Origin of the sequence: Actinotalea subterranea, assembly GCF_008364845.1 — a bacterium.
GTDB classification, from domain to species: domain Bacteria; phylum Actinomycetota; class Actinomycetes; order Actinomycetales; family Cellulomonadaceae; genus Actinotalea; species Actinotalea subterranea.
In genome coordinates this window covers 95,885-120,662 of the sequence record NZ_VTTP01000006.1, presented here as the reverse complement: position 1 = coordinate 120,662, position 24,778 = coordinate 95,885, and the positions used below count along the sequence as shown (strand labels likewise).

Sequence of the window (24,778 nt, the reverse complement as noted above, 5' to 3'; positions counted from 1 at the left end):
GGGCCCGAGTCTACTGAGGTCCGGCGCACCTGAGCCGCGTGAACCCACGGGTCACAGCGCCGTGCCGTGGTACCTCGGACGCGCCGCTCACTCCCACTCGATGGTGCCCGGCGGCTTGCTCGTCACGTCGAGCGTCACGCGGTTGACCTCGGGGACCTCGTTCGTGATGCGCGTCGAGATCGTGGCGAGCACGTCGTACGGGACGCGCGTCCAGTCCGCGGTCATGGCGTCCTCGGAGCTGACGGGCCGCAGCACGACGGGGTGGCCGTACGTGCGCCCGTCGCCCTGGACGCCGACCGAGCGGACGTCGGCGAGGAGCACCACGGGGCACTGCCAGATCTGCCGGTCGAGACCCGCACGGGTGAGCTCCTCGCGCGCGATCGCGTCGGCCGCGCGCAGCACGTCGAGGCGCTCGGCCGTGACCTCGCCGATGATGCGGATGCCCAGGCCGGGGCCCGGGAACGGCTGACGCCAGACGATCGCGTCGGGCAGGCCGAGCTCGAGGCCCACGGCGCGCACCTCGTCCTTGAACAGCGTGCGCAGCGGCTCGACGAGCTCGAACTGGAGGTCGTCCGGCAGGCCGCCCACGTTGTGGTGCGACTTGATGTTCGCGGCGCCCTCGCCGCCGCCCGACTCGACGACGTCGGGGTAGAGCGTGCCCTGCACGAGGAAGCGGACCTCCTCGCCGTGCGCGCCGCTCTCGGCGACGACCTCCCGCGCGGCTGCCTCGAAGACGCGGATGAACTCGCGTCCGATGATCTTGCGCTTGGTCTCGGGGTCCGTGACGCCCGCGAGCGCGTCGAGGAACTGCGCCTTGGCGTCGACGACCTTGAGCTGGACGCCCGTCGCGGCCACGAAGTCCTTCTCGACCTGCTCGGCCTCGCCCTGGCGCAGCAGGCCGTGGTCCACGAAGACGCACGTGAGCTGGCTCCCGACCGCGCGCTGGACGAGGGCCGCGGCGACCGCCGAGTCGACGCCACCGGACAGGCCGCAGATCACCCGCGCGTCACCCACCTGCGCCCGCACGATCTCGACCTGCTCGGCGATCACGTTGCCCGCCGTCCAGGTGGGGCGCAGGCCCGCACCCCGGTAGAGGAAGTTCTCGAGGGCGTGCTGGCCCAGCGGCGAGTGCTTGACCTCCGGGTGCCACTGCATCCCGAAGAGCCGGCGGCCCCGGTCCTCGAACGCCGCCACGGGCGACCCCGTCGACGTCGCGAGCACGGCGAAGCCCTCGGGTGCCGCGTGCACCGCGTCGCCGTGGCTCATCCACACGGACTGCTCCGTGGGCGAGCCCGTGAGCAGCACACCGGCGTCGGGCACCGTCACGTGCGTGCCGCCGTACTCGCGCGAGCCCGTCTGCGCGACCGTGCCGCCGAGGGCCTGCGCCATGGCCTGGAACCCGTAGCAGATGCCGAGCACCGGGACCCCGGCGTCGAACAGGGCGGGGTCCACGGACGGCGCCCCGTCGGCGTACACGCTCGACGGCCCGCCGGACAGGATCACGGCGGACGGCTTCTTGGCGAGGATCTGCTCGACCGACGCCGTGTGCGGCACGATCTCGGAGTACACGTGGGCCTCGCGCACGCGACGCGCGATGAGCTGGGCGTACTGGGCCCCGAAGTCGACGACGAGGACGGGGCCCTCGCCGGTCTCCGGCTGGACGGGCAGCGGGGAGTCGGTCACCTGCGCGAGTGTAGTGACAGCCCGCGGCGACGAGGCTGTGCGCTCAGGGCACGCGGGTGCGCGAGGCACCGCGGGGCGCGGGCCTGCCGACGGCGACCTGTGCGAGGCCGTCACGGTGCACGGTGCGCTCGACGACGAAGGACATCACGGGGACGACGCCGCCCAGGACCATCGCCGCGAGCCGGCCGAAGCCCCACCGCAGGGTCGACCAGACGTCGACGACGGTGACGAGGTAGACGACGTAGATCCACCCGTGCGCGAAGGGCACCCACTCGATCCAGCGCATGAGCTCGGGCCCCGCCTGCACGAGGTACTTGAGCGTCATCTCCGCGACGAGCACGAGGAGCATCACACCCGTCACCCACGCCATCACGCGGTAGCGGCGCAGGGCGCCGTTCGCCTTGGACGTCCAGTCGGTGGCGGCCACGGGCCCTCCTGTCTTCCGCCCCGCGCGGGACCGCTGCGGGACCTGCGGTGTGCACCCATCCTGCCGCACGGGCGGCCGCCGTCTGTGCGCGGACCGGGGCGGGTCCGTGCGCACGGCCCACCCGGCGAAAAGGCGTCGTCGCATGTCACCGGTCGGACCTAGCGTTGACGACCGTGCGCCCCCTCCCCGTCGCCGACCCCGGCACGCCCCCGCTGACCACCGCGCCCGCCTACCTCCTGTGGGTCGCGCGGAAGCAGGGTGCGCTCATGCTCGCCAGCGCGGCCACCGGCGTCGTCGCCTCCGTGAGCCAGGCGGCGCTGCCCTTCCTGCTGGGCCGGGTCGTGGACACGGGCCTGGGCGACGGCCTGTCGCGCGGGCTGCTCGTCGGGTGCCTCCTGCTCCTGGGCGTCGGCGTCGTCCAGGTCGTCGCCAACGTCGTCGGGCACCGACTCGACGTCGAGAGCTGGCTGCGGGCCGCGTTCCGGACCTCGCAGCTCGTCGGGCACCACGTGAGCCGCACCGGGGACGCCGTCACGGCAGAGCTGCCGACGGGTGAGGTCGTCTCGACCGTCGCGTCCGACGCCCTGCGCGTGGGCGAGGTCTTCTTCGTCGCCGCGCGCTTCGTCGGCGGCGTCGTCGCGTACGTCGTCGTCGCGTTCCTGCTGCTCGACACATCGGTCACGCTCGGGGTCGCGGTCCTCGTGGGCCTGCCCGCCGTCGCGGCGGTGCTCGCGCTGCTCGTGCGGCCCCTCCAGCGGCGCCAGGCCGCCCAGCGCGAGGCCGCCGGGCGCCTGACGACGCTCGGGGCGGACACCGTCTCGGGCCTGCGCATCCTGCGCGGGATCGGCGGCGAGGACGTCTTCTCGGCGCGCTACCGCGAGCAGTCGCAGACGGTGCGCCGCGCCGGGGTGCGGGTCGCGCAGACCCAGTCGCTGCTCGACGCGATGCAGACGCTCCTGCCCGGCCTCTTCCTGGCCGCGGTCGTGTGGTTCGGGGCCCGCCTGGCCGTCACGGGCGAGATCACGCCCGGCCAGCTCGTGACGTTCTACGGCTACGCCGCGTTCCTCACCGAGCCGCTCACCGCGGCCACCCAGGCCGTGCAGGTCGTCTCCCGCGCGCTCGTCGGCGTCCGCAAGATCCTGCGGGTGCTCCGCGTCCCCGTGACGGGCGGCGACCCGGAGCTGCTCGGCGTCGCCGCGGCCACCGGTGCCGCGGGCGACGGCTCGGGCGACCTGTCCGACGACGCGACAGGCCTCGTGCTGCGCGGCGCACGCGTGACCGCGCTCGTCAGCGCGGACCCGGACGAGACCGCACGCCTCGCGACCCGGCTGGGCCTCCTCGGACGCGAGCACGTCGACGACGCGGCCCACGTGCGGCTCGGCGGCGTTCCGCTGGCCGAGCTCGGCCTCGCGCAGGTGCGGCGGCGCGTCGTCGTCGCCGAGTCGACGCCCGAGCTGTTCAGCGGCGTGCTGCGGCACGAGCTCGACGTGCGCGACCACGCCCTGACGCAGGTGCTGACGCGCGCGCTCGAGGTCGCCGACGCGGGCGACGTGCTGAGCTCGCTCCCGGGCGGGCTCGACGGCGAGGTCACCGAGAAGGGCCGCGCGTTCTCCGGCGGGCAGCGTCAGCGCGTCGCACTGGCGCGTGCGCTGCTGACCGAGCCCGAGGTGCTCGTGCTCGTCGAGCCGACGAGCGCGGTCGACGCGCACACCGAGGCGCGCATCGCGGTGCGGCTCGCGGAGGCCCGCGCAGGCCGGACGACGGTCGTCGTGACGACGAGCCCGCTCGTGCTCGACCGGGTCGACGAGGTCGTGCTGGTGGCCGACGGGCGCGTGGTCGCGCGCGGGACCCACCGGGAGCTCCTCGCGGCGCCCGACGCGGGCGCCTACCGGGCCGTCGTGAGCCGCGCGTCGGCGAGCACGGACCACGACGCCGGCGACGACGCGGGCGGGGAGACCCGCGCGGACGCCGGTGGGGACACGAGCAAGGACACGAGCCGGACCGCAAGGAAGGAGGACGTCCGTGAAGCTGCCCATCGCTGATCGCGCCACGCTGCGCGACCACACGCGTGAGCTCCTGCGGCGGCACCGCCGCGGGCTCGGCGGCGTCCTCGCGCTGCACACGCTCGCGGCCGCGACGGGGCTCGCCGGGCCGTGGCTCCTCGGCCGCATGGTCGACGCCGTCGCCCACGGGACGACCACGGGGTACATCGACCAGGTCGTCGCGTTCCTGGTCGTCGCCGTGCTCGCGCAGACGGTCCTGATCCGGTATGCGCAGCGCGCCGCGATGATCCTCGGCGAGACCGTGTTCGCGGACCTGCGCGAGCAGTTCATCGGCACCGTGACACGCCTGCCGCTGTCGACCGTCGAGCGCGCCGGGACCGGTGACCTCGTGGGCCGCACGACCAACGACATCGACCGCGTCCAGCACAGCGTGCGCTTCGGCATCCCACGGATCCTCGTGACGACCGCGACCATCACGCTCACGCTCGTCGCGGCGTTCGCCGTCGACGCCGTCGTGGCCCTCGGCCTGCTGGTGGGCCTCCCGCTCCTGCTCGGGACCACGCGCTGGTACCTCAAGCGCGCCGCGGCCGGCTACCTGCGCGAGTCGGCCGCGTACGCGACGCTGAACGGGACCCTCACGGAGTCCGTCGAGGGTGCGCGCACGATCGACGCCCTCGGGCTCGGGCCGCGGCGCCGCGCGCGCATCGACGCCGACCTCCGCGAGGCCTTCGCGGCCGAGACCTACACGCTGCGCCTGCGCACCGTGCTGTTCCCCGGCGTCGACCTGTCGTTCGTCCTGCCGATCATCGCCGTCGTCGCGTGGGGCGCCTACCTCATCTCGACCGGTGCGACGACGGTCGGCGCGGTCACCACGATCGCGCTCTACGCCGTGCAGGTCATGCACCCCATCGGCGAGCTGATCTTCTGGCTCGACGAGATCCAGGTCGGAGCGACGTCCCTCGCGCGCATCATCGGCGTCAACGCCATCGGGCCGGACCGCGTCGCGACGGACGCCGCGCCCGCGGACGAGCGCGTGGTCGCGCGGGACCTGCGCTACGCGTACCGCGAAGGCCAGGACGTGCTGCACGGCATCGGGCTCGACCTCGAGGTCGGCGAGCGGCTCGCCGTCGTCGGGCCGTCGGGCGCCGGGAAGTCGACCCTCGGGCGCATGCTCGCGGGCATCCACCCGCCCACCGGCGGGCAGGTGAGCGTCGGGGGCGTCCCACTGGTCGACCTCCCGCTCGAGGACCTGCGCGGGCACGTCGCGCTCGTCACGCAGGAGCACCACGTGTTCGTCGGGACCGTCGAGCAGAACCTTCGCCTCGCGAAGCCCTCGGCGGACGACGCCGAGCTACGGCGCGCCCTCGAGGCGGTCGACGCCTGGGAGTGGGTCGACGCCCTGCCCGACGGGCTCGCGACGGAGGTCGGCTCCGGCGGGGCGAGCCTGACGCCCGCGCAGGCCCAGCAGGTCGCCCTCGCGCGCCTCGTGCTGCTCGACCCCCACACCCTCGTGCTCGACGAGGCCACCTCGCTGCTCGACCCGCGGGCCGCGCGACACCTCGAGCGCTCGCTCTCGGCCGTCCTGCACGGCCGGACCGTGGTCGCGATCGCCCACCGCCTGCACACCGCGCACGACGCCGACCGCGTCGCCGTGGTCGACGACGGGCGCATCACGGAGATCGGCCGCCACGACGACCTCGTCGCGGCCGGCGGCGAGTACGCGGCGCTCTGGCACTCGTGGCAGCGAGACTGACGTCATGAGCCCTGTCCCCGTGCGCGGCGGCGAGATCGCCGACGACGAGCTGCGGTGGCGCTTCTCCCGCTCCTCCGGCCCCGGCGGGCAGGGGGTCAACACCACGGACTCGCGCGTCGAGCTCTCGTGGGACGTCGCCCGCTCCCCCGCCCTCACGCCGGTGCAGCGCGAACGCGCGCTCGAGCGCCTCGCCGGGCGCCTCGTCGACGGGGTCCTGACCATCGCGGCGTCGGAGCACCGGTCCCAGCTCCGCAACCGCGAGGCGGCACTCGCGAGGCTCACCGCGGTCGTCGACGAGGCGACCCGTCCGCCCGCGCCCCCGCGTCGCCGCACGGCACCGAGCCGGTCGTCACGCGAGCGGCGCGCCGCCGGGGAACGCCGGCGGCGTCAGGTCAAGGAGCTGCGTCAACGGCCGGGGCGCTCCGACCGCTCGTGACACGCGCCGCGTCGACGTCGCCGGCCGTGTCGTCGGCCGTGTCGTCGGCACCGGGCACCGCGGCGACGACGTCGGCGGCGGCCGCGGGGTTGGCGTCGTCGTCGGGCACCGCATGCTCGTCGTCGTCCTCGAGCGCCGCGCGGGCCTCGTCCCGGACGAGCCGGGCCCACAGCAGCACCGCGAAGCCCCCGAAGATCCACCACTGCAAGGCGTAGGCGAGGTTCTGCAGGTTGAGGCCCGCGCCCTGTGCGGTCGGCGGCCCGAGCAGTGCGAGGCCCTCGGCCTGCGCAGGGTCGCTCTCCGCGAGCACCAGGTAGGCCGAGTAGGTGGGCCCGCCCCACCGGTTGACGAGCTCGCCGGGGCTGATCGCCTCCACCTGCCCCGCGGGCAGGTCGCCGGTGCCCCCGGCCTCGCCGCCCTGGAGGTACCCGGTGACCTCGACGACGCCTGCGGGTGCCGGTCCGAGGTCGGCCGCAGCCTCAGGCGTCGGGACCCAGCCGCGGACCACCGCGAGCACAGGTGCGCCGGCAGCGGTCCCGGCCTCGACGCGCAGGGGCGTCAGGACCAGGTACCCCTCGGCGCCGTCGAGCACCCGGCCCGCGACGAGGAGCTCGTCGGGCTCGTACGCGCCCCGGACCAGGACCTTCTCGCCGACCAGGTCCCCCCGGAACGAGCTCTGCGGGGCGAGCACGTCGTCGAGCGGCGTGGGCTCGGCGTCGACCGCCTCCTGCTGCTCGGCGCGCGCCGCCGCGGCCCCCCGGAGCTCCGCCCGGTCGAGCTGCCACACGCCGAGCCGGGCGCACACCGCGGCCGCACCGAGCAGGAGCACGAGGATGACGAGCATCCGCGGCGTCGTCGCGGTCCGCAGGTACGCCGGCCTCGCGGGGGTCCCGGCGTCGGCAGCTGTCATGCTCGCCACGCTACCCGCGCACGGGCCACCGGTCCGCGTCGCAACCCGCGGCGTACCGACACCCGGCGGGTGCTGCGCCGACGCCCCGGATGTGGTGGCATTGCAGTGGTGTGCTCCGTCACACCTGCGCCCCGGTCGTCCGGGTCCAGGTCGCCGACGGGCCAAACGTCCCATGTCTCGGGACGGACGGCGGGCACGCTGAACCTGCCCGGCGGGACTGGCCCCGCCGAGCCCTCGTCTGCACAGGAGGATCGTCCGATGACCTCAGTCCTGGACCACCAGGCCCGCTGGACCGCCCGCGACGTCGCGCCCCTGGACGACCGGACGCTTCGCATCGTCGACGCCTGGTGGCGCGCCGCGAACTACCTCTCGGTCGGCCAGATCTACCTCCTGGACAACCCGCTCATGGCCGAGCCCCTGCACCGCGACCACGTCAAGCCGCGCCTGCTCGGCCACTGGGGCACGACCCCCGGCCTGAACTTCCTGTACGCGCACCTCAACCGCGTCATCCGCGAGCGCAAGCAGTCGACCCTCTACATCACGGGCCCGGGCCACGGCGGTCCGGGCCTCGTCGCGAACGCGTACCTCGACGGCACGTACTCCGAGGTCTACACGGACATCACCGAGGACGCCGAGGGCATGCGCAAGCTGTTCCGGCAGTTCTCCTTCCCGGGCGGCATCCCCAGCCACGTGGCACCCGAGACGCCCGGCTCGATCCACGAGGGCGGCGAGCTCGGCTACGCCCTCTCGCACGCGTACGGCGCGGCGTTCGACAACCCGGACCTGCTGGTCGCGGCCGTGGTCGGCGACGGCGAGGCCGAGACGGGCCCGCTCGCGACGAGCTGGCACTCGAACAAGTTCGTCGACCCCCTGGCCGACGGCGTCGTGCTGCCGATCCTGCACCTCAACGGCTACAAGATCGCCAACCCGACGGTCCTCGCGCGCATCCCCGAGGAGGAGCTCCTCGACCTCATGCGCGGCTACGGCCACACGCCGTACATCGTCTCGGGCGGGTTCGACGGCGACGACGCGACCGACGTGCACCAGCAGATGGCGCGGGTGCTCGACGAGTGCCTCAACCAGATCTCCGAGATCAAGCGGGCGGCGCGCGAGGGCACGCTGACGGAGCGCCCGCGCTGGCCCATGATCATCCTGCGTACGCCCAAGGGCTGGACGTGCCCGCCGGTCATCGACGGCAAGCAGGTCGAGGACTCCTGGCGCTCGCACCAGGTGCCGCTCGCGAGCGCACGCGACACCGAGGAGCACCTGCACGTGCTCGAGGGCTGGCTCCAGTCCTACCGGCCCGAGGAGCTGTTCGACGCGACCGGCCGCATCCAGCCGGAGATCGCCGAGCTGGCACCCGAGGGCCTGCTGCGGATGAGCGCGACGCCGCACGCCAACGGCGGGCTGCTGCTGCGCGACCTGCGCCTTCCGGACTTCCGCGACCTCGCGGTCCCCCGCGGCGACATCGTCGAGGCCACGCGCGTGCTCGGCGACTGGCTCGCCGAGGTCGTCGAGGCGAACCCCGACAACTTCCGCATCGTCGGCCCCGACGAGACGGCCTCCAACCGCCTCCAGTCGGTGTTCAAGGTCACCGACAAGCAGTGGGACGCGCAGATCATCGAGGCGGACGACAACCTCGCCCGTGCGGGCCGGGTCCTCGAGATGCTGTCCGAGCACCAGTGCCAGGGCTGGCTCGAGGGCTACCTGCTGACCGGCCGGCACGGCCTGTTCAGCTGCTACGAGGCCTTCATCCACATCATCGACTCGATGTTCAACCAGCACGCCAAGTGGCTCAAGGTCACCAACGACATCCCGTGGCGTCGGCCGATCGCGTCGCTCAACTACCTGCTCACGAGCCACGTGTGGCGTCAGGACCACAACGGCTTCTCCCACCAGGACCCCGGCTTCATCGACCACGTCGTCAACAAGAAGGCCGAGATCGTCCGCGTCTACCTGCCGCCGGACGCCAACACCCTCCTGGCGACCTACGACCACGTGCTGCGCAGCCGCCAGTACGTCAACGTCGTGGTCGCGGGCAAGCAGCCGGCCCCCACGTTCCTGGACATGGAGCAGGCCATCGCGCACTGCGCGCGCGGCCTGGGCATCTGGGAGTGGGCCGGTACGGAGGAGCGCGGCGAGGACCCGGACGTCGTGCTCGGGTGCGCGGGCGACGTCCCCACGCTCGAGGTGCTCGCGGCGGCCGACCTGCTGCGCAAGCACCTGCCCGAGCTCAAGGTGCGCGTCGTGAACGTCGTCGACCTCATGCGCCTGCAGGACGAGCGCGAGCACCCGCACGGCCTCTCGGACCGCGACTTCGACACGCTGTTCACGGCCGACAAGCCCGTGATCTTCGCGTACCACGGCTACCCGTGGCTCATCCACCGCCTGACGTACCGCCGCAACGGGCACTCCAACATCCACGTGCGCGGGTACAAGGAGGAGGGCACCACGACGACGCCGTTCGACATGGTCATGCTCAACGACCTGGACCGGTTCCACCTGGTCATCGACGTCATCGACCGGGTGCCCGGGCTCGGCTCGCGCGCCGCGGCGCTGCGCCAGGAGATGGTCGACGCGCGCCTGCACGCACGGCAGTACACGCGCCAGCACGGCGAGGACCTGCCCGAGGTGCGTGACTGGGTGTGGTCCGACGCGGGAGACACTGGTACCGCCGCGAGCGGCCCCCAGGCGGACCGGATCTCGGCGGCCGCCGCGACCGGCGGCGACAACGAGTAGGCGCTCACCAGCGCAGGAGGCGACACCGACGTGGCACGCAGCATCTACATCACCTCGGCCGAGGGCGACACCGGCAAGTCCACGGTCGCGCTCGGTGTCGTCGACCTCCTGACGAGGAGCGGGCAACGGGTCGGGATCTTCCGTCCCGTCGCCCGCTCCACGGCGCAGCGCGACTACGTCGTGGACCTGCTGCTCGCCCACGACGGGGTCGACCTGACGTACGAGCAGTGCGTCGGGGTCTCGTACGAGGCGGTGCACGCCGACCCTGACGCGGCCCTGTCCCGCATCGTCAGCCGGTACCACGAGGTCGAGCGGCAGTCAGACGTCGTCGTCATCGTCGGCACCGACTACACGGACGTCGCCGGCCCGACCGAGCTCGCGTACAACGCGCGCATCGCCGTCAACCTGGGCGCCCCCGTCCTGCTCGTGGTGCGCGGCTCCGACCGGCGCCCCGAGGAGATCCGCGGGATGGTCGACGTGTGCCTCGCGGAGCTGCGCACGCAGCACGCCGAGGTCATCGCCGTCGTCGCGAACCGCTGCGCCCCCGAGGAGCTCGTCACCGTGCGGGCCGCGATGGGCACCGAGCTCCCGGCCTGGGCCCTGCCCGAGGACCAGCTGCTCAACGCGCCGACGGTGCGCGCGCTCATGGAGGCCGTCGGCGGCCGGCTCGCCGCGGGCGACGAGGACCTGCTGTCCCGCGAGGCGCTCGACCTCCTGGTCGGGGCAATGTCGATCGAGCACCTGCTCGACAAGCTGACCGACGGCGCCGTCGTCATCACGCCCGGCGACCGCGCGGACATCCTGCTCGGCCTGCTCATGGCCAACGCGGCCGACGGCTTCCCGTCGCTCGCGGGCATCATCCTCAACGGCGGCTTCTACCCGCCGTCCCCGGTGGCCCGGCTCGTCAACGGCCTCGGCCAGCGGCTGCCGATCATCCGCACCGACATGGGGACCTTCCGCACGGCGAGCGCCGCGGCGGCGACGCGCGGGCGCCTCTCCGCGGACTCCCAGCGCAAGGTCGACACGGCCCTCGCGCTGTTCGAGCGGCACGTCGACACCCAGACGCTCCTCGAGCGCCTCGACGTCTCGCGCCCCTCCGTCGTCACCCCGCTCATGTTCGAGTACGAGCTGCTCGACAGGGCCCGCAACGACCGCAAGCACATCGTGCTCCCCGAGGGCACCGACGACCGGATCCTGCGCGCCGCGAGCACGCTCCTGCAGCGCGAGGTCGCCCAGCTGACGATCCTCGGCACCGAGGCGTCCATCCGGGCCCGCGCGACCGAGCTCGGGCTCGACATCAGCGCGGCCGCCGTCGTCGACCCCAAGGACGGCGAGCTGCACGACAGGTTCGCCCAGCACTACGCCGAGCTGCGCAAGCACAAGGGCATGACCGTCGACCGCGCCCGCGAGATCGTCGGGTCGGTCTCCTACTTCGGCACGATGATGGTCCAGCTCGGCCTCGCCGACGGCATGGTCTCCGGCGCGATCCACACGACGGCGCACACCATCAAGCCCGCGTTCGAGATCATCAAGACGACCCCCGGGGTGTCGATCGTCTCGAGCGTCTTCCTCATGTGCCTCGAGGACCGCGTGCTCGTCTACGGCGACTGCGCAGTCAACCCGGACCCGACGGCGGAGCAGCTCGCGGACATCGCGATCTCCTCGGCCGAGACAGCCGTGCAGTTCGGCATCGAGCCGCGCATCGCGATGCTCTCCTACTCGACAGGCGAGTCGGGCACGGGCGCGGACGTCGACAAGGTCCGGGCCGCGACGGCCCTGGTCCGCGAGCGCCGCCCCGACCTCTCGGTGGAGGGCCCCATCCAGTACGACGCCGCGGTCGACGCGTCCGTCGCACGCACCAAGATGCCCGACTCCTCGGTCGCCGGCCGCGCGACGGTGTTCATCTTCCCGGACCTCAACACGGGCAACAACACCTACAAGGCCGTCCAGCGCTCCGCGGGCGCCGTGGCCATCGGCCCGGTGCTCCAGGGCCTGCGCAAGCCCGTCAACGACCTGTCCCGCGGCGCCCTCGTCCAGGACATCGTCAACACCGTCGCCATCACGGCGATCCAGGCCCAGGCCCAGGCCGCGGCCGCCGCACAGGCAGCCGCGGACGACGCGCGGGCCGCCGCCGAGACCGACACCGCCACCACCCTCGCCACCCCGACCGCGGCCGCGGCGACGGCCCCTCAAGGAGCAGCCCAGTGAGTCCCAAGGTCCTCGTCATCAACTCGGGGTCGTCCTCGATCAAGTACCAGCTCGTCGAGGTCGACTCCGGCGAGGCCCTGGCGACCGGGCTCGTCGAGCGCATCGGCCAGCCCGTCGGCGCCGTGCGGCACGACGGCCCGGACGGCCGCACGTCGCTCGAGCAGCCGGTCCCGGACCACGAGGCGGGGATCGCGACGATCCTCGAGCTGTTCGCGACGCACGGGCCCAAGCTCGACGCGAGCGAGCTCACCGCCGTCGGGCACCGCGTGGTCCAGGGTGGCGACCGGTTCGCGGGGCCCGCCCTCGTGGACGACGCCGTCGAGGCCGCCATCGACGACCTGTCGACGCTCGCGCCGCTGCACAACCCGCCGAACCTCGCGGGCATCCGCGCCGCGCGCCGCGCCTTCCCGACCCTGCCGCACGTCGTCGTCTTCGACACGTCGTTCCACTCGACGCTCCCGCCGGCCGCGTACACGTACGCGATCGACCAGGAGGTCGCGTCGCTCTACTCGATCCGCCGCTACGGCGCGCACGGCACGTCGCACCGCTACGTGTCCCACCGCGCGGCCGAGCTGCTCGGCAAGGACCCCGCGGACGTCAACGTCATCGTGCTCCACCTCGGCAACGGCGCCTCCGCGACCGCGGTCCGCGGCGGCGTGTCGGTCGAGACGTCGATGGGCCTCACGCCGCTCGAGGGCCTCGTCATGGGCACGCGCTCGGGCGACATCGACCCCGCGGTCGTGTTCCACCTGCAGCGGGTCGCGGGCATGAGCACGGACGAGCTCGACGACCTGCTCAACCGCCGGTCCGGGATGCTCGGCCTCTCGGGCTCCTCCGACATGCGTGACGTGCACGACGCCGTCGAGGCGGGCGACGAGCGCGCCCGCACGGCCCTGCAGGTCTACTACCACCGGATCCGCGCCTACGTGGGCGCGTACTACGCACAGCTCGGCCGCGTCGACGCGATCGCGTTCACGGCGGGCATCGGCGAGAACGACGACATCGTCCGCATCAACTCCCTCGCGGGCCTCGAGCGTCTCGGCATCGCCGTGGACGCCGAGCGCAACGAGGGCCGCAAGAAGGACGAGTGCGTGATCTCCCCCGACGGCTCGGAGGTCACGGTCTTCGTGATCCCGACGAACGAGGAGCTCGAGATCGCCCGCCAGGCCGTGGAGCTCGTGGCGCAGCAGGGCTGAGCCGGGACCAACCTGCGAAGGGCGGGCCACCTCACGGGTGGCCCGCCCTTCGCGCGTCCGGGGAGGACCTGCCGGCCTCAGGGCAGGTGCAGTCGCTTCATGAGGCGCAGGGCGCGCGTGAACAGGGCCGTCCACTGCTCGTCCGGCAGCGCGTAGAGGCGGCCGAGCCCGAGGCCCCGGTGCGCCCCGCGGTGATAGGCGACGGTCTGGGTCCACGTGGTCGCCCAGATGCCCTCGGCCCCGTGACGTCGGCCCAGGCCCGAGTCCTTGACCCCGCCCGTGGGCGCGGCGGTCGTGCCCCAGCTCAGCGCGTAGCCCTCGTTGACGTTGACGCTGCCGGCGTCGATGCGTGCCGCGAGCGCACGGCCGCGCGCCACGTCACGCGTCCACACGCTCGCGTTGAGCCCGAACTCGCTGTCGTTCATCATCGCGACGGCGGCGTCGTCGTCGGCGACGCGGTACACGGCGACCACGGGGCCGAACGTCTCCTCCGCGAACACGGGCGCGTCCGGCGGTACGCCGTCGAGCACCGTCGGCTCGTAGAACAGGGGGCCGACGTCCGTGCGGTGCACCCCGCCGACGAGCACCCGCGCACCGTGCCGCAGGGCGCCGTCGACGTGCTCCTGGACCCGGGCGAGCTGCGCCTGCGAGGTGAGCGAGCCGACGTCGGACCCGTAGTCCAGGCCTGCCCCGAGCCGGAGGGCACGCACCCGCGGGAGGAGCTCGGCGAGGAACGCGTCCGCGACCGCCTCGTGCAGGATGATCCGTTCCATCGACATGCAGAGCTGGCCCGTGTTGGCGAACGACGCGCGGACCGCGGTCTCGGCCGCCAGGGCGGGGTCGGCGTCGGCGGCCACGTACATCGCGTTCTTGCCGCCGAGCTCCAGGGTCACGCCGACGAGGCGGCGCGCGGCCTGCTGCGCGACGACGCGACCCGTGCGCGTGGACCCCGTGAACACCACGTGGTCGACGGCGTCGACGAGCGCCCCGCCCACCTGCGCGCCGTCGCCCGTGACGACGAGCAGCACGTCGCGCGGCAGCCCTGCCTCGGCGAGCAGCTCCGCGGCCCACAGGATGCTCAGGGGCGTCTGCTCGTCGGGCTTGACGACCACGGCGTTGCCCGCGACCAGCGCCGGCAGGGCGTCGCACACGGACAGGACCAGGGGGTAGTTGAACGGCGCGACGATCCCGACGACGCCCACGGGGCGACGCAGCACGGTCGCGCCCGTGAGGCCGGGGACGAGCCCGGGCACCCGCTGCGGAGCGAGGTAGTGGGCGGCGCGCCGCCCGTAGTGCCGGGAGACGAGCGCGACGTCCGCGACCTCCTCGTACGCGCTCGCGCGGGCCTTGCCGTTCTCGAGCTGGATGAGGTCGAGGACCTCGGACTGCCGGTCGAGCACGAGGTCGTGGAACCGCAGCACGGTCGCGGCGCGCTCGGCGAGGGGCCGGGCCGCCCACGCACGCTGCGCGGCCCGGGCGCGGCCGACAGCCGCGGCGACGTCGTCGGGCGTGGACCGCGGCACGGCCGCGAGCGGTGCGCCGGTGAACGGGACCCGGGGCACGTGGGTGCCGTTCGCCGGCGAGGCGACGACGTGCCGCAGGAGCGGTGCGACCTCGTCGGGCTCGAGCGCCCAGGTCGCCTTCGGGTCGGTCTCGGGGTCGATGACCTCTGCGTCGCGGGACATGGTCGCCACAGTACGTCCCGGCGCCGACGGCCCCAAGAGGTCCACGGACCCGAGGTCCGCAGGCCCCATCGGGCCGGCCGGCGCCGGCCGCCTGCACCGGTCGCGGGCGGTCAGCCGAGCGCGAGCACCTCGCGGACCTCGGGGTCCACGAGCGCGAGCGCGGCCGCCCGGGCCTCGGGCGCGGTGCGTGCGGCACGCGCCGCGACCCCGATCCGCCGGCACACCTCGAGGTCGTGGCGCGCGAGGGCGAAGCGCACGGCGGGGACCGCGGCGGGCGACATCGACAGGCTCGTCACGCCGAGCCCGGCGAGGAGCAGCGCCATGACCGGGTCTGCCGCGGACTCGCCGCACACGCCCACCGGCTTGCCGACGGCCGAACCCGCCTCGGCAGCCGCGGCGACCAGGTCCAGCACGGCCGGCTGCCAGGGGCTCAGCAGGTCGACGAGCTCGCCGAGCAACCGGTCCGTGGCCATCGTGTACTGGGCGAGGTCGTTGGTGCCGATCGAGATGAAGTCGACCTCCTGGAGCACGTCCCGGGCCCGGAGCGCGGCCGAGGGCACCTCGACCATGACCCCGACCTTCTCGACGCCGACCTCGCGTGCGAGCGCAGCGAACTGCGCGGCCTCCTCGACGGTCGCGACCATGGGCGCCATGACCCACGGCTGCCCACCCGTCTCCTTGGCGGCGCGCGCGATCGCCGCGAGCTGGGTCCGCATGAGATCCTCGGCGTTGCGCACGAGGCGGTAGCCCCGCACGCCGAGGGCCGGGTTCTCCTCCCCCGAGCGCGTGACGAACGCGAGCGGCTTGTCCGCACCCGCGTCGAGCGTGCGGATGACGACCTTGCGGCCTTCGAGGGCCGCCAGGGCGCGCGCGTACACGGCGGCCTGCTCGTCCTGCGTGGGCGCCGTCGTGCGGCCGAGGAAGAGCACCTCGGTGCGGAAGAGGCCCACGCCCTCCACGGCCGCCCCGGTCAGCCTGGCCGCGTCCTCCGCGGTGCCGATGTTGGCGAGCAGCGCGACGGCGTGGCCGTCGGCGGTGGCGCCCGGCCCGGTCTGGGTCGCGAGCGCCGCGAGCGCCGTGCGGCGCACCTCGACGCGGGCTCGTGTCGCGTCGTCGGGCCCGACGACGACCGTCCCGGTGGCCGCGTCGACCGCGACCTCCGTGCCGTCGACGAGCGCGGACGCGCCCAGGACGCGCACGACGCACGGGATGCCGAGCTGGCCGGCGATGATCGCTGTGTGGCCCGTGGGGCCGCCCTGCTCGATGACGATGCCGAGCACCTTGTCGAGCTCGAGTGCCGCGGTGTCCGCCGGGGACAGGTCCTCGGCCACCACGACGGAGGGCCGCGCGAGGGCGGGGACGCCCGGCTCGGGAAGGTCACGCAGGCGAGCGATGACGCGGTCCCGCACGCTGCGCAGGTCGGTCACGCGCTCGGCGAGGTAGCCGCCGGCCGCGGTGAACAGGTCGGCGAACTCGGCCACGGCGCGGTCGACCGCGAGGTCCGCGGCCTGCCCGCCCTCGATGCGCCCGACGACCTGCGAGACGAGCTCCGGGTCCTGGGCCATGAGCGCCGTCGCGCCGAGGACCTCGGCGATCGTGCCCCCCGCCTGCTCGGCGCGGCGCTCGAGCGCCTCGCCGACGGCCGCGAAGGCCTCGCGCACGGCCTGCACCGCGGCGGCGCGGCCCTCCGCGTCCGCCGGCCCGGCGGCGTCCTGCACCACGCGCGGGGCAGGGTGGGCCCGGGCGACCGGCCCGACGACCGCGCCACGCCCGACCCCGGAGCCGTGCAGCACGTCCGAGCCGCTCACGCGGGGCCCGCCGTGTCCGTGCCGGGCGCGTCGAGGTCCGTCGCGAGGAGCGCGACGAGCCCGTCGAGCACCTCGTCGGCGCCGTCGCCCTCGGCGGTCAGCGTGACCTCCTCGCCGTGCTTCACGCCGAGGGCCATGACGCGCAGGATGCTCGCCGCGTCGACCGGGGCGCCGTCGCCCTTGGCGATCCGGACGCCGACGCCGGAGGCGGAGGCAGCCTGCGAGAAGAGCTTCGCCGGGCGGGCGTGGAGGCCTACCTGCGAGGCGATCACCACCGTGCGCTGAGCCATGGGTTCGTTCCTTCCGTGAGCTGGGACGCCGTCGTCGGCGTCCGCGGGCGGTCCTGCTGGTCGGGCTGTCACAGCTCCTTGAGGAGGAGGTCCAGCGAGGGCTGCTCGACGACGCGCACCTCGTCGAGGTGGACGTCCGCGGGTCGCGGCACGGCGGTGCCGGGCAGCAGGACGGCGGCCCTGCCCCAGCCCACGGCGGTCGCAAGGCGGACGGCCGACGGCTCCCCGAGCGCCGCGAGGAACCCGGCGAGAGTCGTGTCCCCCGCACCCACCGTCGACGCCGGGACCAGGGGCGGGCCGCCGGCCCACCACACGCCCGACGGGTCGACGAGCACGGCCCCGTGGGCCCCGAGGCTCACGAGGACCTGCCGCGTGCCGCGTGCGAGCAGCGTGCCGGCGGCGTCGACGACGTCGCCCACCGTGACGAGCTCGTGGCCGACGAGCTCACCGAGCTCCTCGTCGTTGGGCTTGACGACGTCGAGCGCACCCGCGGCGACGGCGCAGGCCAGTGGCGCCCCGGACGTGTCCAGCGCGCACGGCACCCCGTGCCGGGCGGCGAGCTGCGCGAGCCGGACGAAGAAGTCGTCGCCCGCGCCGACCGGGAGGCTCCCCGCGCCGACGACCATGCGTGCGCCGCCGGCGATCTCCTGCTCGACGGCGTCGAGGAGGGCCGTCACGTCGTCGGCGTCGAGCGTCGGCCCCGGTGCGTTCACCTTGGTGGTCGCACCGGTGCTCTCCACGAGGGTGATGTTCGAGCGGGTCTCCCCGCGCACGGGCACGGCACGCGCGGGCACACCCTGCTCGGCCAGGAGCCGCACGAGCAGCTCCCCGTCCGGGCCGCCCGCGGGCAGGACCGCGCGGGTCGTGCGCCCGTGGACGACGAGGGCCCGCGAGACGTTGATGCCCTTGCCGCCGGCGTGGACGTGGGTCGCGTGCGCGCGGTTCACCTCGCCGACGGCCAGGTGGTCCAGGTCGAGCGCACGGTCGACGCTCGGGTTCGGGGTGACCGTGACGATCATGGCGTCCTCCTGCGGGTCCGACCACCCTGGGGGGCGGCGGGACGCACGGGCCATGCTTCGGGTTTCACGGGTCCTCCTGGACGACGGTCGGGCGGGTGGGGCTGGTGCGCGGGCGGGTGGTGGTCCTCGGCGACGCCCGGCCACCGAGGACCACCCCGCTCATGCCTCGTTCACCTGCTGCAGGATGGCGTACACCTGCGCGGGGGTCGTCGCGTCCAGCACCTGCTGGACCTGGTCCATGTCCGCGAAGACCAGGGCGATGCGCGACAGGATCTCCAGGTGCTCGTCACCCACCCCGGCGATGCCGACGACCACGCGGACGGGGTTGCCGTCCCAGTCGACGGGCTCGTCGTAGCGCACGAGGCACAGGGCGGAGCGCACGATGGTGCCCTTCGCCTCGTTGGTCCCGTGCGGGATGGCGAGGTAGTTCCCCATGTACGTCGAGATCGACCGCTCGCGCTCGAGCATCGCGTCGACGTACTCCGGGGTCACCGCGCCGGCCCGGACGAGGACGGCGCCCGCCTCCCGGATCGCCTCCTCCTTCGAGGCTGCCGTCGCGCCGAGGAGCACGTCTCCCGGTGCCAGGACCTCGCTCATGCCTCCGCCTTCTGGGCGTCGGCCTCCACGACCTCGCGCACGACGTCGTCGTACACCGGGCTCGACAGGAAGTTCTCCACCGAGACGTGGCGCGCGCTCGGGGCGTGCCGTCGGGCGCGGTCGGTGAGCTCGCTGTGCGTGATCACCAGGTCCGCCGAGTCGTCGAGGTTCGCGACGGCCTTGTTCACGACCGTCACGTCGGCCCGTCCGGCCTTCTTGAGCTTGTCCCGCAGGATGCTCGCGCCCATGGCGGACGAGCCCATCCCGGCGTCGCACGCGAAGACGATCGCGTGGATGGGCCGGGCCGTGGCCGCACCGTCCGCGGAGGCCGAGGCACCCGCGAGCGCACCGAGCGCGGAGCTCGACTTGCCCTTGTTGGCCTCGGTCTGCGCGATGGCGGCCTGCAGGTCGCCGCCACCCTTCGCGAGGTCACGCTTGCGCGTCGCTCGCAGGATGACCGCCGAGATGAGGAACGTCACCGCGAACGACAGGAGGACCGAGAGGATCACGCCGACGTACGAGTCGCGCGCCGTCGTCGCGAATACCGCGAAGATCGACCCGGGGGCCGCAGGTCCGGTCAGTCCGCTGCCGAACGCCGCGTTGGTCGCGACGCCGGTCGCGCCGCCCGCGATCGCCGCGAGGATGAGCGTCGGCTTCATGAGGACGAACGGGAAGTAGACCTCGTGGATGCCGCCGAGGAACTGGATGATCGCGGCACCGGGCGCGCTGCTCTTGGCCATGCCCACCCCGAAGAACGTGTAGGCCAGGAGGATGCCCAGGCCGGGGCCGGGGTTCGCCTCGACCAGGAACAGGAGCGACTTGCCGTTCTCCGCGACCTGCTGCGCGCCGAGCGGCACGAGGGCGCCGTTGCCGATGGCGTTGTTGAGGAACAGGACCTTGGCCGGCTCGACGATGATGCTCATGATCGGCAGCAGACCGGCGTCAGCGAGCGAGTTGACGAGCTCACCGAGCCAGTTCGAGACCGCGGTGATGATCGGCGCGAAGCCGAAGAAGGCACCGACGGCCATGGCGGCGGACGCGATGCCCGCCGAGAACATGTCGACGAGCATCTCGAACCCGGCCTTGATCTTGCCGGCCCAGATCGAGTCGATCTTCTTCATGATCCACGCGGCGAGCGGGCCGATGATCATGGCGCCGAGGAACATCGGCACGGTGCTGCCCACAATCATGCCGACCGCGACGACGGACGCCACGACGGCGCCGCGCGCACCGTAGACCACACGGCCACCGGTGTTCGCGATCAGCAGCGGCAGGAGGTAGGTGATCATCGGGCCGACGAGCCCGAGGTACTGGTTGAACGTCGTGCCGTCCTCGGCGAGGACGAGCTTCGTCGCCGCGCCCTGCCAGCTCCCGGTGTCGGCGTTGCCGTAGCCGCCGAGGATCTCGTTGGGCATCCAGCCCACGGCGATGAACAGGGTGGTGATGATGCCCCAGGCCAGGAAGGCCGGGAGGTTGGGCATGATCAGGCTGCTTGCGAAGGCGCCGAACCGCTGGAGCCTGACCTGAACGGCCTTGCCCCGGGTGGCGGTGCCTGGCGCCGGTGCCGTCGTTGCGGACACGGGCTCACACTCCCATCGTGGTGGTGCGCGTCCGGGCGTCGGTGCCCGGGGCGGCATGGATCGTCGTTGACCTGCTGCTTCGCTACCGGCCCAGGGGGCGGACCGGGTCGACCTGCCGCCGGCCGCAGGGCGGCCGGCGGCGACGGGTCACGGCTCGACCGTGACCTTGATCCCCGTGCCCGACCGCACGACCTCGATGCCCTCGGCGACGCGGTCCAGCGGGAGACGGTGGGTGATGAGATCGGCGACGGGCACGCTGCCGTCGGCGATGTGCGCGAGCGCCTGCCGGTTGTGCTCGGGGCTCGAGCCGTTGGCGCCCACGATCGTCAGCTCGCGGTAGTGCACGAGGTTCGAGTCGAGGGTGATGGTCGGCTTGTCCTTGGGCAGACCACCGAAGAAGCTCACGCGCCCCTGCGGTGCAAGCATCTGGAGCGCCTGCTCCTGCGCCGCACCCGAGGCCGCGGCCGTGATGACGACCGTCGCGCCTACGCCGTCGGTGAGCGCACGCACGGCCTCGACGGGGTCGGTGTCGGACGCGCAGATGGCGGCGTCCGGGTTGACGACGGACGCGGCGAGGTCGAGGCGGGACCGGCTCAGCTCGACGAGCAGCACACGCGCCGCGCCGCGGGCCCGGGCGAGCCGCACGTGCAGGCACCCGATCGGGCCCGAGCCCACGACGACGACGACGTCGCCCTCGTGGACGTTGACGATCTCCTGGGCGTTGATCGCGCACGCGAACGGCTCCGCGACGCTCGCCTCGGCGTACGAGACGTTCTCCGGGATGCGGTTGAGGCCGTCGACGGCGAGCACCTCGCGCGGGACGATCATGTACGGCGCGAACCCGCCGTCGAAGTCGTAGCCCATGGACACCTGGTTCGGGCAGATCGTCATGGCGCCCGCGCGGCAGTACTCGCACCGGCCGCACGGGATGGCGGCGATGACCTGGACGCGGTCGCCCGGGCCCCAGCCCTCGACGCCCTCGCCGACCTCGACGACCTCGCCGGCGATCTCGTGGCCCATGACGCGCGGGGGGACGATCCGCTGGTGGCCCGCGGCAGCGATCTTCACGTCCGTCCCGCACATCGAGCAGGCACGGACGCGGATCTTGACCTCGCCGGGCCCCGGGGTGGGCTCGGGGGCGTCCTCGAGGCGCGTGTCGCCGGGGGCGTAGAAGCGGAAGACGTTCATCTCTCTCCTTCGTCGGACGTCGTCGGACGTCGTGGTGGTGCCGGGCAGCGGCGCGCTCACGCGCGCACCACTCGGGGTCCGGCGGCCTCGATCTCGTCGGCGAGGTCGGGCTCGAGCTCGATGTCGGTGATCACCGTGTCGATCTCGGACAGGGGTGCGACCTGGGCGAAGTCGGCGCGGCCGAACTTCGTGTGGTCGGCGAGGACCACGGTGCGCCGGGCCGAGGCGACGAGGGCGCGCTTGACGCCCGCCTCCGCGAGGTCCGGCGTGGTGAGCCCGCGCTCGACGGTGATGCCGTTGGTGCCGAGGAACGCGACGTCGGCGTACACGTCGGCCATGGCGCGCTCGGCCCAGGTGCCGACGGCCGCGAGCGTGCGGCCGCGGACGGTGCCGCCGAGCAGGTGGAGGGTGATGTTGGCGCGCGTCGCCAGAAGCATCGCGATGGGCAGGCCGTGCGTGACGACCGTGAGCTCGCGGTCGGTGGGCAGCAGCTCGGCGAGGCGGATCGTCGTGGTGCCCGCGTCGAGGATGATCGCGCCGCCGTCGGGCAGCTCGTCGAGCGCGGCCTTCGCGATGCGCTCCTTCTGCCCGGCCATGCGTCCCTCGCGGTCGGCGACCGCGGGCTCGATGCCGAGGCGCTCGACAGGGATCGCACCGCCGTGGACCCGGCGCAGGAGGCCGCGGCGCTCGAGAGCGGTGAGGTCCCGCCGGACCGTCTCGGGCGTGACGTCGAGGGAGTCCGCGAGCTCCTTGACCTCGACGCGGCCGTCGAGGCGCGCGCGGGTCAGGATCTCCTGCTGTCGCTCCGTCGCGTACACGAGGCTCCTTCGCCTGTCCGTTCGGATGTTGTATTGGCTTTGTCTAGTTCCGTTTGTGTCCGGTGTCAAGGATGCCCGGGCATCCAGCCACAGATCCGGACCAACGTCCCGAACCGCGGGACGGCGGCGGCTCCCGGCCGCTCAGGTCGACACGTCCCGTCGAGGTAGACACGCTGGACTGTCGACCTCAGCACCAGATGTCGACCTCGGCGCGTGGCCGGCGCGTTCGGGGGCCGACACACGGCCCGCGCGGGCAGCTCCGTGGCGCACGCGCCTCGCGCGCTGCTCGCGGGCTGCCCGGAGCCACCCGGACGTCGCCAGCGCACCGGCCCCGGACGCACGAGGACCCCGCGAGCCGACGGGCTCACGGGGTCCTGAGAAGGGCGGGGCGCGGTAGGGACGCCGACCTCAGTGCGGCTGATACGGCGAGACGACGACCTCGACCCGCTGGAACTCCTTGAGGTCGGAGTAGCCCGTGGTCGCGAGCGCCCGGCGCAGGGCGCCGACGAGGTTGAGCGTCCCGTCCGCCTGACGACCGGGGCCGAACAGGATCTCCTCGAGCGTGCCCGCCGTGCCGACCTGGACGCGCTCGCCACGCGGCAGCTCACGGTGGTGCGCCTCGGGGCCCCAGTGCCAGCCGGCCCCGGGTGCCTCCTCGGCGCGCGCCAGGGCCGCACCGAGCATGACCGCGTCGCACCCGCACGCGACCGCCTTGACCAGGTCGCCCGAGCGGCCGACGCCGCCGTCGGCGATGACGTGCACGTACCGGCCCCCGGACTCGTCGAGGTAGTCACGACGGGCCGCGGCGACATCCGCCACGGCGCTCGCCATGGGCGCGTGGATGCCCAGCGACAGGCGCGTGGTGTGCGCGGCGCCGCCGCCGAAGCCGACCAGCACACCGGCGGCGCCCGTGCGCATGAGGTGCAGCGCAGCCGTGTACGTCGACGCGCCGCCGACGATCACGGGCACGTCGAGCTCGTAGATGAAGCGCTTGAGGTTCAGCGGCTCGGCGCGCCCGGAGACGTGCTCGGCCGAGACCGTCGTGCCGCGGATGACGAACAGGTCGACGCCCGCGTCGACGACGTGCTTCCAGTACTGCTGGGTGCGCTGCGGCGACAGCGCGCCGGCGACCGTGACGCCGCTGGCCCGGACCTCCTGGAGCCGCTGCGTGATGAGCTCGGGGATGATCGGGGCCGCGTAGATCTCCTGCATGCGCGACGTCGCACGCGCCGGGTCCAGCTCGGCGATCTCCGCGAGCAGCGCCGTCGGGTCCTCGTACCGGGTCCACAGGCCCTCGAGGTCCAGGACGCCGAGGCCACCGTGCCGCCCGATGGCCACGGCCGTGGCCGGGCTCATCACGGAGTCCATCGGGGCCGCGACGATGGGGATGTCGAAGTGGTAGGCGTCGATCTGCCAGCCGACCGACACCTCCTCCGGGTCCCGCGTCCGGCGCGACGGGACGACGGCGACGTCGTCGAAGGAGTAGGCGCGGCGCCCGCGCTTGCCGCGGCCGATCTCGATCTCGTTGCTCACGGAGGCCAGGCTACCGGCGCCACCCGGCCCCCCGCCGACCGGTCCAGCCGTCGTCGGCGGGGCGGCGGGCACCAGGCCCGTCCCGCACGGCGCGCCGCGGGAGGGCTGTCGGTGCCTGCTGGCAGTGTGCTGACCGGAGGCGCGGCCTGCACCGCGACCTCGGAGGAGGCGACAAATGAGCTGGACCGACGGACCCGTGGTCGGGTTCGACACCGAGACCACGGGCGTCGACGTGGGCGTCGACCGGATCGTCACAGCCGCGCTCGTGCGGCGCGAGGGGACCGCGACGTCCGTCACGACCTGGCTGATCGACCCGGGCGTCCCCATCCCCGAGGGTGCCGCGCAGATCCACGGCATCACCACGGAGCACGCGCGCTCCCACGGCCGACCGCCCGAGGCCGCGCTCGACGAGATCGCGTCCCAGCTCGCCGACGCGCTGCGTCACGACGAGCCCGTCGTCGCCTACAACGCGTGCTACGACCTCTCCCTGCTCGACGCGGAGCTCACGCGCCACGGCCTGCCGACGCTGCCCGAGCGGATCGGCAGGGAGGTGCGCGTCGTCCTCGACCCGCTCGTCCTCGACCGGCACCTCGACCGCTACCGCCGGGGCAAGCGCAAGCTCGTCGACCTGTGCGGGCACTACGCCGTGACGTCGCAGGCCGCGCTGCACTCGGCCGACGTCGACGTGCTCGCGACGCTCGACGTGCTCGCGGCGATCACGCGTGCTTTCCCGCGCGTCGGCACCATGGCGCTCGACGAGCTCCACGACCTCCAGGTCGCCGCCCACCGCGCGTGGGCGCAGGGCTTCAACGCGTGGCGCGTCGAGCAGGGCCTCGAGGGGCCCGGCGCGGACCTCCTGTGGCCCGTCCGCCTCCCCGAGCCGACGTTCGCCTGACCGGCGGACG

General features: G+C 73.8%; 19 protein-coding genes. 7 read left to right on the top strand and 12 right to left on the bottom strand.

The genetic code is table 11. The features are described 5' to 3' along the window. Window positions 1-87 precede the first annotated feature (87 nt). Together guaA and FZ988_RS18990 are read right to left on the bottom strand one after the other, a co-directional pair. Window positions 88-1,683, bottom strand: a complete 1,596-nt coding sequence (gene guaA / locus FZ988_RS12065) for a glutamine-hydrolyzing GMP synthase (RefSeq protein ID WP_149204277.1) — start codon at window positions 1,681-1,683, stop codon at window positions 88-90. A gap of 43 nt (window positions 1,684-1,726) precedes the next feature. Then, entirely contained in the window at window positions 1,727-2,110 is a 384-nt protein-coding gene (locus FZ988_RS18990; protein ID WP_281287181.1) for a DUF3817 domain-containing protein, read from the bottom strand. A gap of 173 nt (window positions 2,111-2,283) precedes the next feature. Here FZ988_RS18990 and FZ988_RS12055 point away from each other — a divergent pair, with 173 nt between their 5' ends. The 3 genes from FZ988_RS12055 to arfB are packed head-to-tail and all read left to right on the top strand — an operon-like array spanning window position 2,284 to window position 6,302. Continuing rightward, complete coding sequence (locus tag FZ988_RS12055) at window positions 2,284-4,152, top strand: ABC transporter transmembrane domain-containing protein (RefSeq protein WP_149204275.1); 1,869 nt, start codon at window positions 2,284-2,286, stop codon at window positions 4,150-4,152. Next, the gene (locus FZ988_RS12050; RefSeq protein WP_149204274.1) at window positions 4,133-5,866 is read left to right on the top strand and encodes an ABC transporter ATP-binding protein; all 1,734 of its coding nucleotides are present in this window, start codon (window positions 4,133-4,135) and stop codon (window positions 5,864-5,866) included. The genes FZ988_RS12055 and FZ988_RS12050 overlap by 20 nt, the downstream gene beginning before the upstream one ends. A 4-nt stretch (window positions 5,867-5,870) precedes the next feature. Next, entirely contained in the window at window positions 5,871-6,302 is a 432-nt protein-coding gene (gene arfB, locus FZ988_RS12045) for an alternative ribosome rescue aminoacyl-tRNA hydrolase ArfB (protein WP_149204273.1), read from the top strand. On the opposite strand, the gene FZ988_RS12040 is transcribed toward arfB, so the two are convergent. Continuing rightward, the gene (locus FZ988_RS12040; RefSeq protein WP_149204272.1) at window positions 6,259-7,212 is read right to left on the bottom strand and encodes an SURF1 family protein; all 954 of its coding nucleotides are present in this window, start codon (window positions 7,210-7,212) and stop codon (window positions 6,259-6,261) included. The genes arfB and FZ988_RS12040 overlap by 44 nt on opposite strands. Before the next feature lie 258 nt (window positions 7,213-7,470). On the opposite strand from FZ988_RS12040, the gene FZ988_RS12035 reads away from it, so the two are divergent. The 3 genes from FZ988_RS12035 to FZ988_RS12025 are packed head-to-tail and all read left to right on the top strand — an operon-like array spanning window position 7,471 to window position 13,355. Beyond that, window positions 7,471-9,951, top strand: coding sequence for a phosphoketolase family protein (locus FZ988_RS12035; RefSeq protein ID WP_149204271.1), 2,481 nt, complete (start codon window positions 7,471-7,473; stop codon window positions 9,949-9,951). Between the two features lie 30 nt (window positions 9,952-9,981). Further along, the gene (gene pta / locus FZ988_RS12030) at window positions 9,982-12,159 is read left to right on the top strand and encodes a phosphate acetyltransferase (protein ID WP_149204270.1); all 2,178 of its coding nucleotides are present in this window, start codon (window positions 9,982-9,984) and stop codon (window positions 12,157-12,159) included. Continuing rightward, window positions 12,156-13,355 (top strand): acetate/propionate family kinase, encoded by a 1,200-nt coding sequence (locus FZ988_RS12025; protein WP_149204269.1) that lies wholly within the window; start codon window positions 12,156-12,158, stop codon window positions 13,353-13,355. The genes pta and FZ988_RS12025 overlap by 4 nt, the downstream gene beginning before the upstream one ends. Window positions 13,356-13,432: 77 nt before the next feature. Here the strand turns inward: FZ988_RS12025 and FZ988_RS12020 are convergent, their stop codons facing one another. The 9 genes from FZ988_RS12020 to FZ988_RS11980 all read right to left on the bottom strand — a co-directional run bounded on the left by FZ988_RS12020 (window position 13,433) and on the right by FZ988_RS11980 (window position 23,873). Further along, window positions 13,433-15,040, bottom strand: coding sequence for a succinic semialdehyde dehydrogenase (locus tag FZ988_RS12020; RefSeq protein WP_149204268.1), 1,608 nt, complete (start codon window positions 15,038-15,040; stop codon window positions 13,433-13,435). Between the two features lie 110 nt (window positions 15,041-15,150). Continuing rightward, a complete protein-coding gene (gene ptsP, locus FZ988_RS12015) occupies window positions 15,151-16,848 on the bottom strand; it encodes a phosphoenolpyruvate--protein phosphotransferase (RefSeq protein WP_149204267.1) in 1,698 nt (565 codons plus the stop codon). Further along, the gene (locus FZ988_RS12010) at window positions 16,845-17,138 is read right to left on the bottom strand and encodes an HPr family phosphocarrier protein (protein ID WP_149204266.1); all 294 of its coding nucleotides are present in this window, start codon (window positions 17,136-17,138) and stop codon (window positions 16,845-16,847) included. Before FZ988_RS12010 ends, ptsP begins: the two co-directional genes overlap by 4 nt. A gap of 68 nt (window positions 17,139-17,206) precedes the next feature. Continuing rightward, window positions 17,207-18,157 (bottom strand): 1-phosphofructokinase, encoded by a 951-nt coding sequence (gene pfkB, locus FZ988_RS12005; protein ID WP_149204265.1) that lies wholly within the window; start codon window positions 18,155-18,157, stop codon window positions 17,207-17,209. Between the two features lie 159 nt (window positions 18,158-18,316). Then, a complete protein-coding gene (locus tag FZ988_RS12000) occupies window positions 18,317-18,754 on the bottom strand; it encodes a PTS mannitol transporter subunit IIA (RefSeq protein WP_149204264.1) in 438 nt (145 codons plus the stop codon). After that, window positions 18,751-20,235 carry a PTS mannitol transporter subunit IIBC gene (locus FZ988_RS11995; RefSeq protein WP_246169472.1) on the bottom strand — a complete coding sequence of 495 codons (1,485 nt, stop codon included), beginning with the start codon at window positions 20,233-20,235 and terminating at the stop codon, window positions 18,751-18,753. Before FZ988_RS11995 ends, FZ988_RS12000 begins: the two co-directional genes overlap by 4 nt. A gap of 246 nt (window positions 20,236-20,481) precedes the next feature. Continuing rightward, a complete protein-coding gene (locus FZ988_RS11990; protein WP_149204262.1) occupies window positions 20,482-21,522 on the bottom strand; it encodes an alcohol dehydrogenase catalytic domain-containing protein in 1,041 nt (346 codons plus the stop codon). Between the two features lie 56 nt (window positions 21,523-21,578). Next, window positions 21,579-22,340, bottom strand: coding sequence for a DeoR/GlpR family DNA-binding transcription regulator (locus tag FZ988_RS11985; RefSeq protein ID WP_149204261.1), 762 nt, complete (start codon window positions 22,338-22,340; stop codon window positions 21,579-21,581). Between the two features lie 408 nt (window positions 22,341-22,748). After that, window positions 22,749-23,873: a GuaB3 family IMP dehydrogenase-related protein gene (locus FZ988_RS11980; protein ID WP_149204260.1), complete on the bottom strand. Its 1,125-nt coding sequence runs from the start codon at window positions 23,871-23,873 to the stop codon at window positions 22,749-22,751. 175 nt (window positions 23,874-24,048) lie between these two features. On the opposite strand from FZ988_RS11980, the gene FZ988_RS11975 reads away from it, so the two are divergent. Beyond that, window positions 24,049-24,768, top strand: a complete 720-nt coding sequence (locus FZ988_RS11975; protein WP_149204259.1) for an exonuclease domain-containing protein — start codon at window positions 24,049-24,051, stop codon at window positions 24,766-24,768. The last annotated feature ends 10 nt before the right edge of the window (window positions 24,769-24,778 follow it).

Excerpts from the sequence above, each read along its gene's own strand:
- FZ988_RS12040 (WP_149204272.1), bottom strand. The coding sequence starts at position 7,212 with ATGACAGCTGCCGACGCCGGGACCCCCGCGAGGCCGGCGTACCTGCGG.
- FZ988_RS11995 (WP_246169472.1), bottom strand. The coding sequence starts at position 20,235 with ATGCCCAACCTCCCGGCCTTCCTGGCCTGGGGCATCATCACCACCCTG.
- FZ988_RS11990 (WP_149204262.1), bottom strand. The coding sequence starts at position 21,522 with ATGAACGTCTTCCGCTTCTACGCCCCCGGCGACACGCGCCTCGAGGAC.
- FZ988_RS12035 (WP_149204271.1), top strand. The coding sequence starts at position 7,471 with ATGACCTCAGTCCTGGACCACCAGGCCCGCTGGACCGCCCGCGACGTC.
- arfB (WP_149204273.1), top strand. The coding sequence starts at position 5,871 with ATGAGCCCTGTCCCCGTGCGCGGCGGCGAGATCGCCGACGACGAGCTG.
- FZ988_RS12000 (WP_149204264.1), bottom strand. The coding sequence starts at position 18,754 with ATGAGCGAGGTCCTGGCACCGGGAGACGTGCTCCTCGGCGCGACGGCA.
- FZ988_RS12020 (WP_149204268.1), bottom strand. The coding sequence starts at position 15,040 with ATGTCCCGCGACGCAGAGGTCATCGACCCCGAGACCGACCCGAAGGCG.
- pfkB (WP_149204265.1), bottom strand. The coding sequence starts at position 18,157 with ATGATCGTCACGGTCACCCCGAACCCGAGCGTCGACCGTGCGCTCGAC.
- FZ988_RS12010 (WP_149204266.1), bottom strand. The coding sequence starts at position 17,138 with ATGGCTCAGCGCACGGTGGTGATCGCCTCGCAGGTAGGCCTCCACGCC.
- FZ988_RS11975 (WP_149204259.1), top strand. The coding sequence starts at position 24,049 with ATGAGCTGGACCGACGGACCCGTGGTCGGGTTCGACACCGAGACCACG.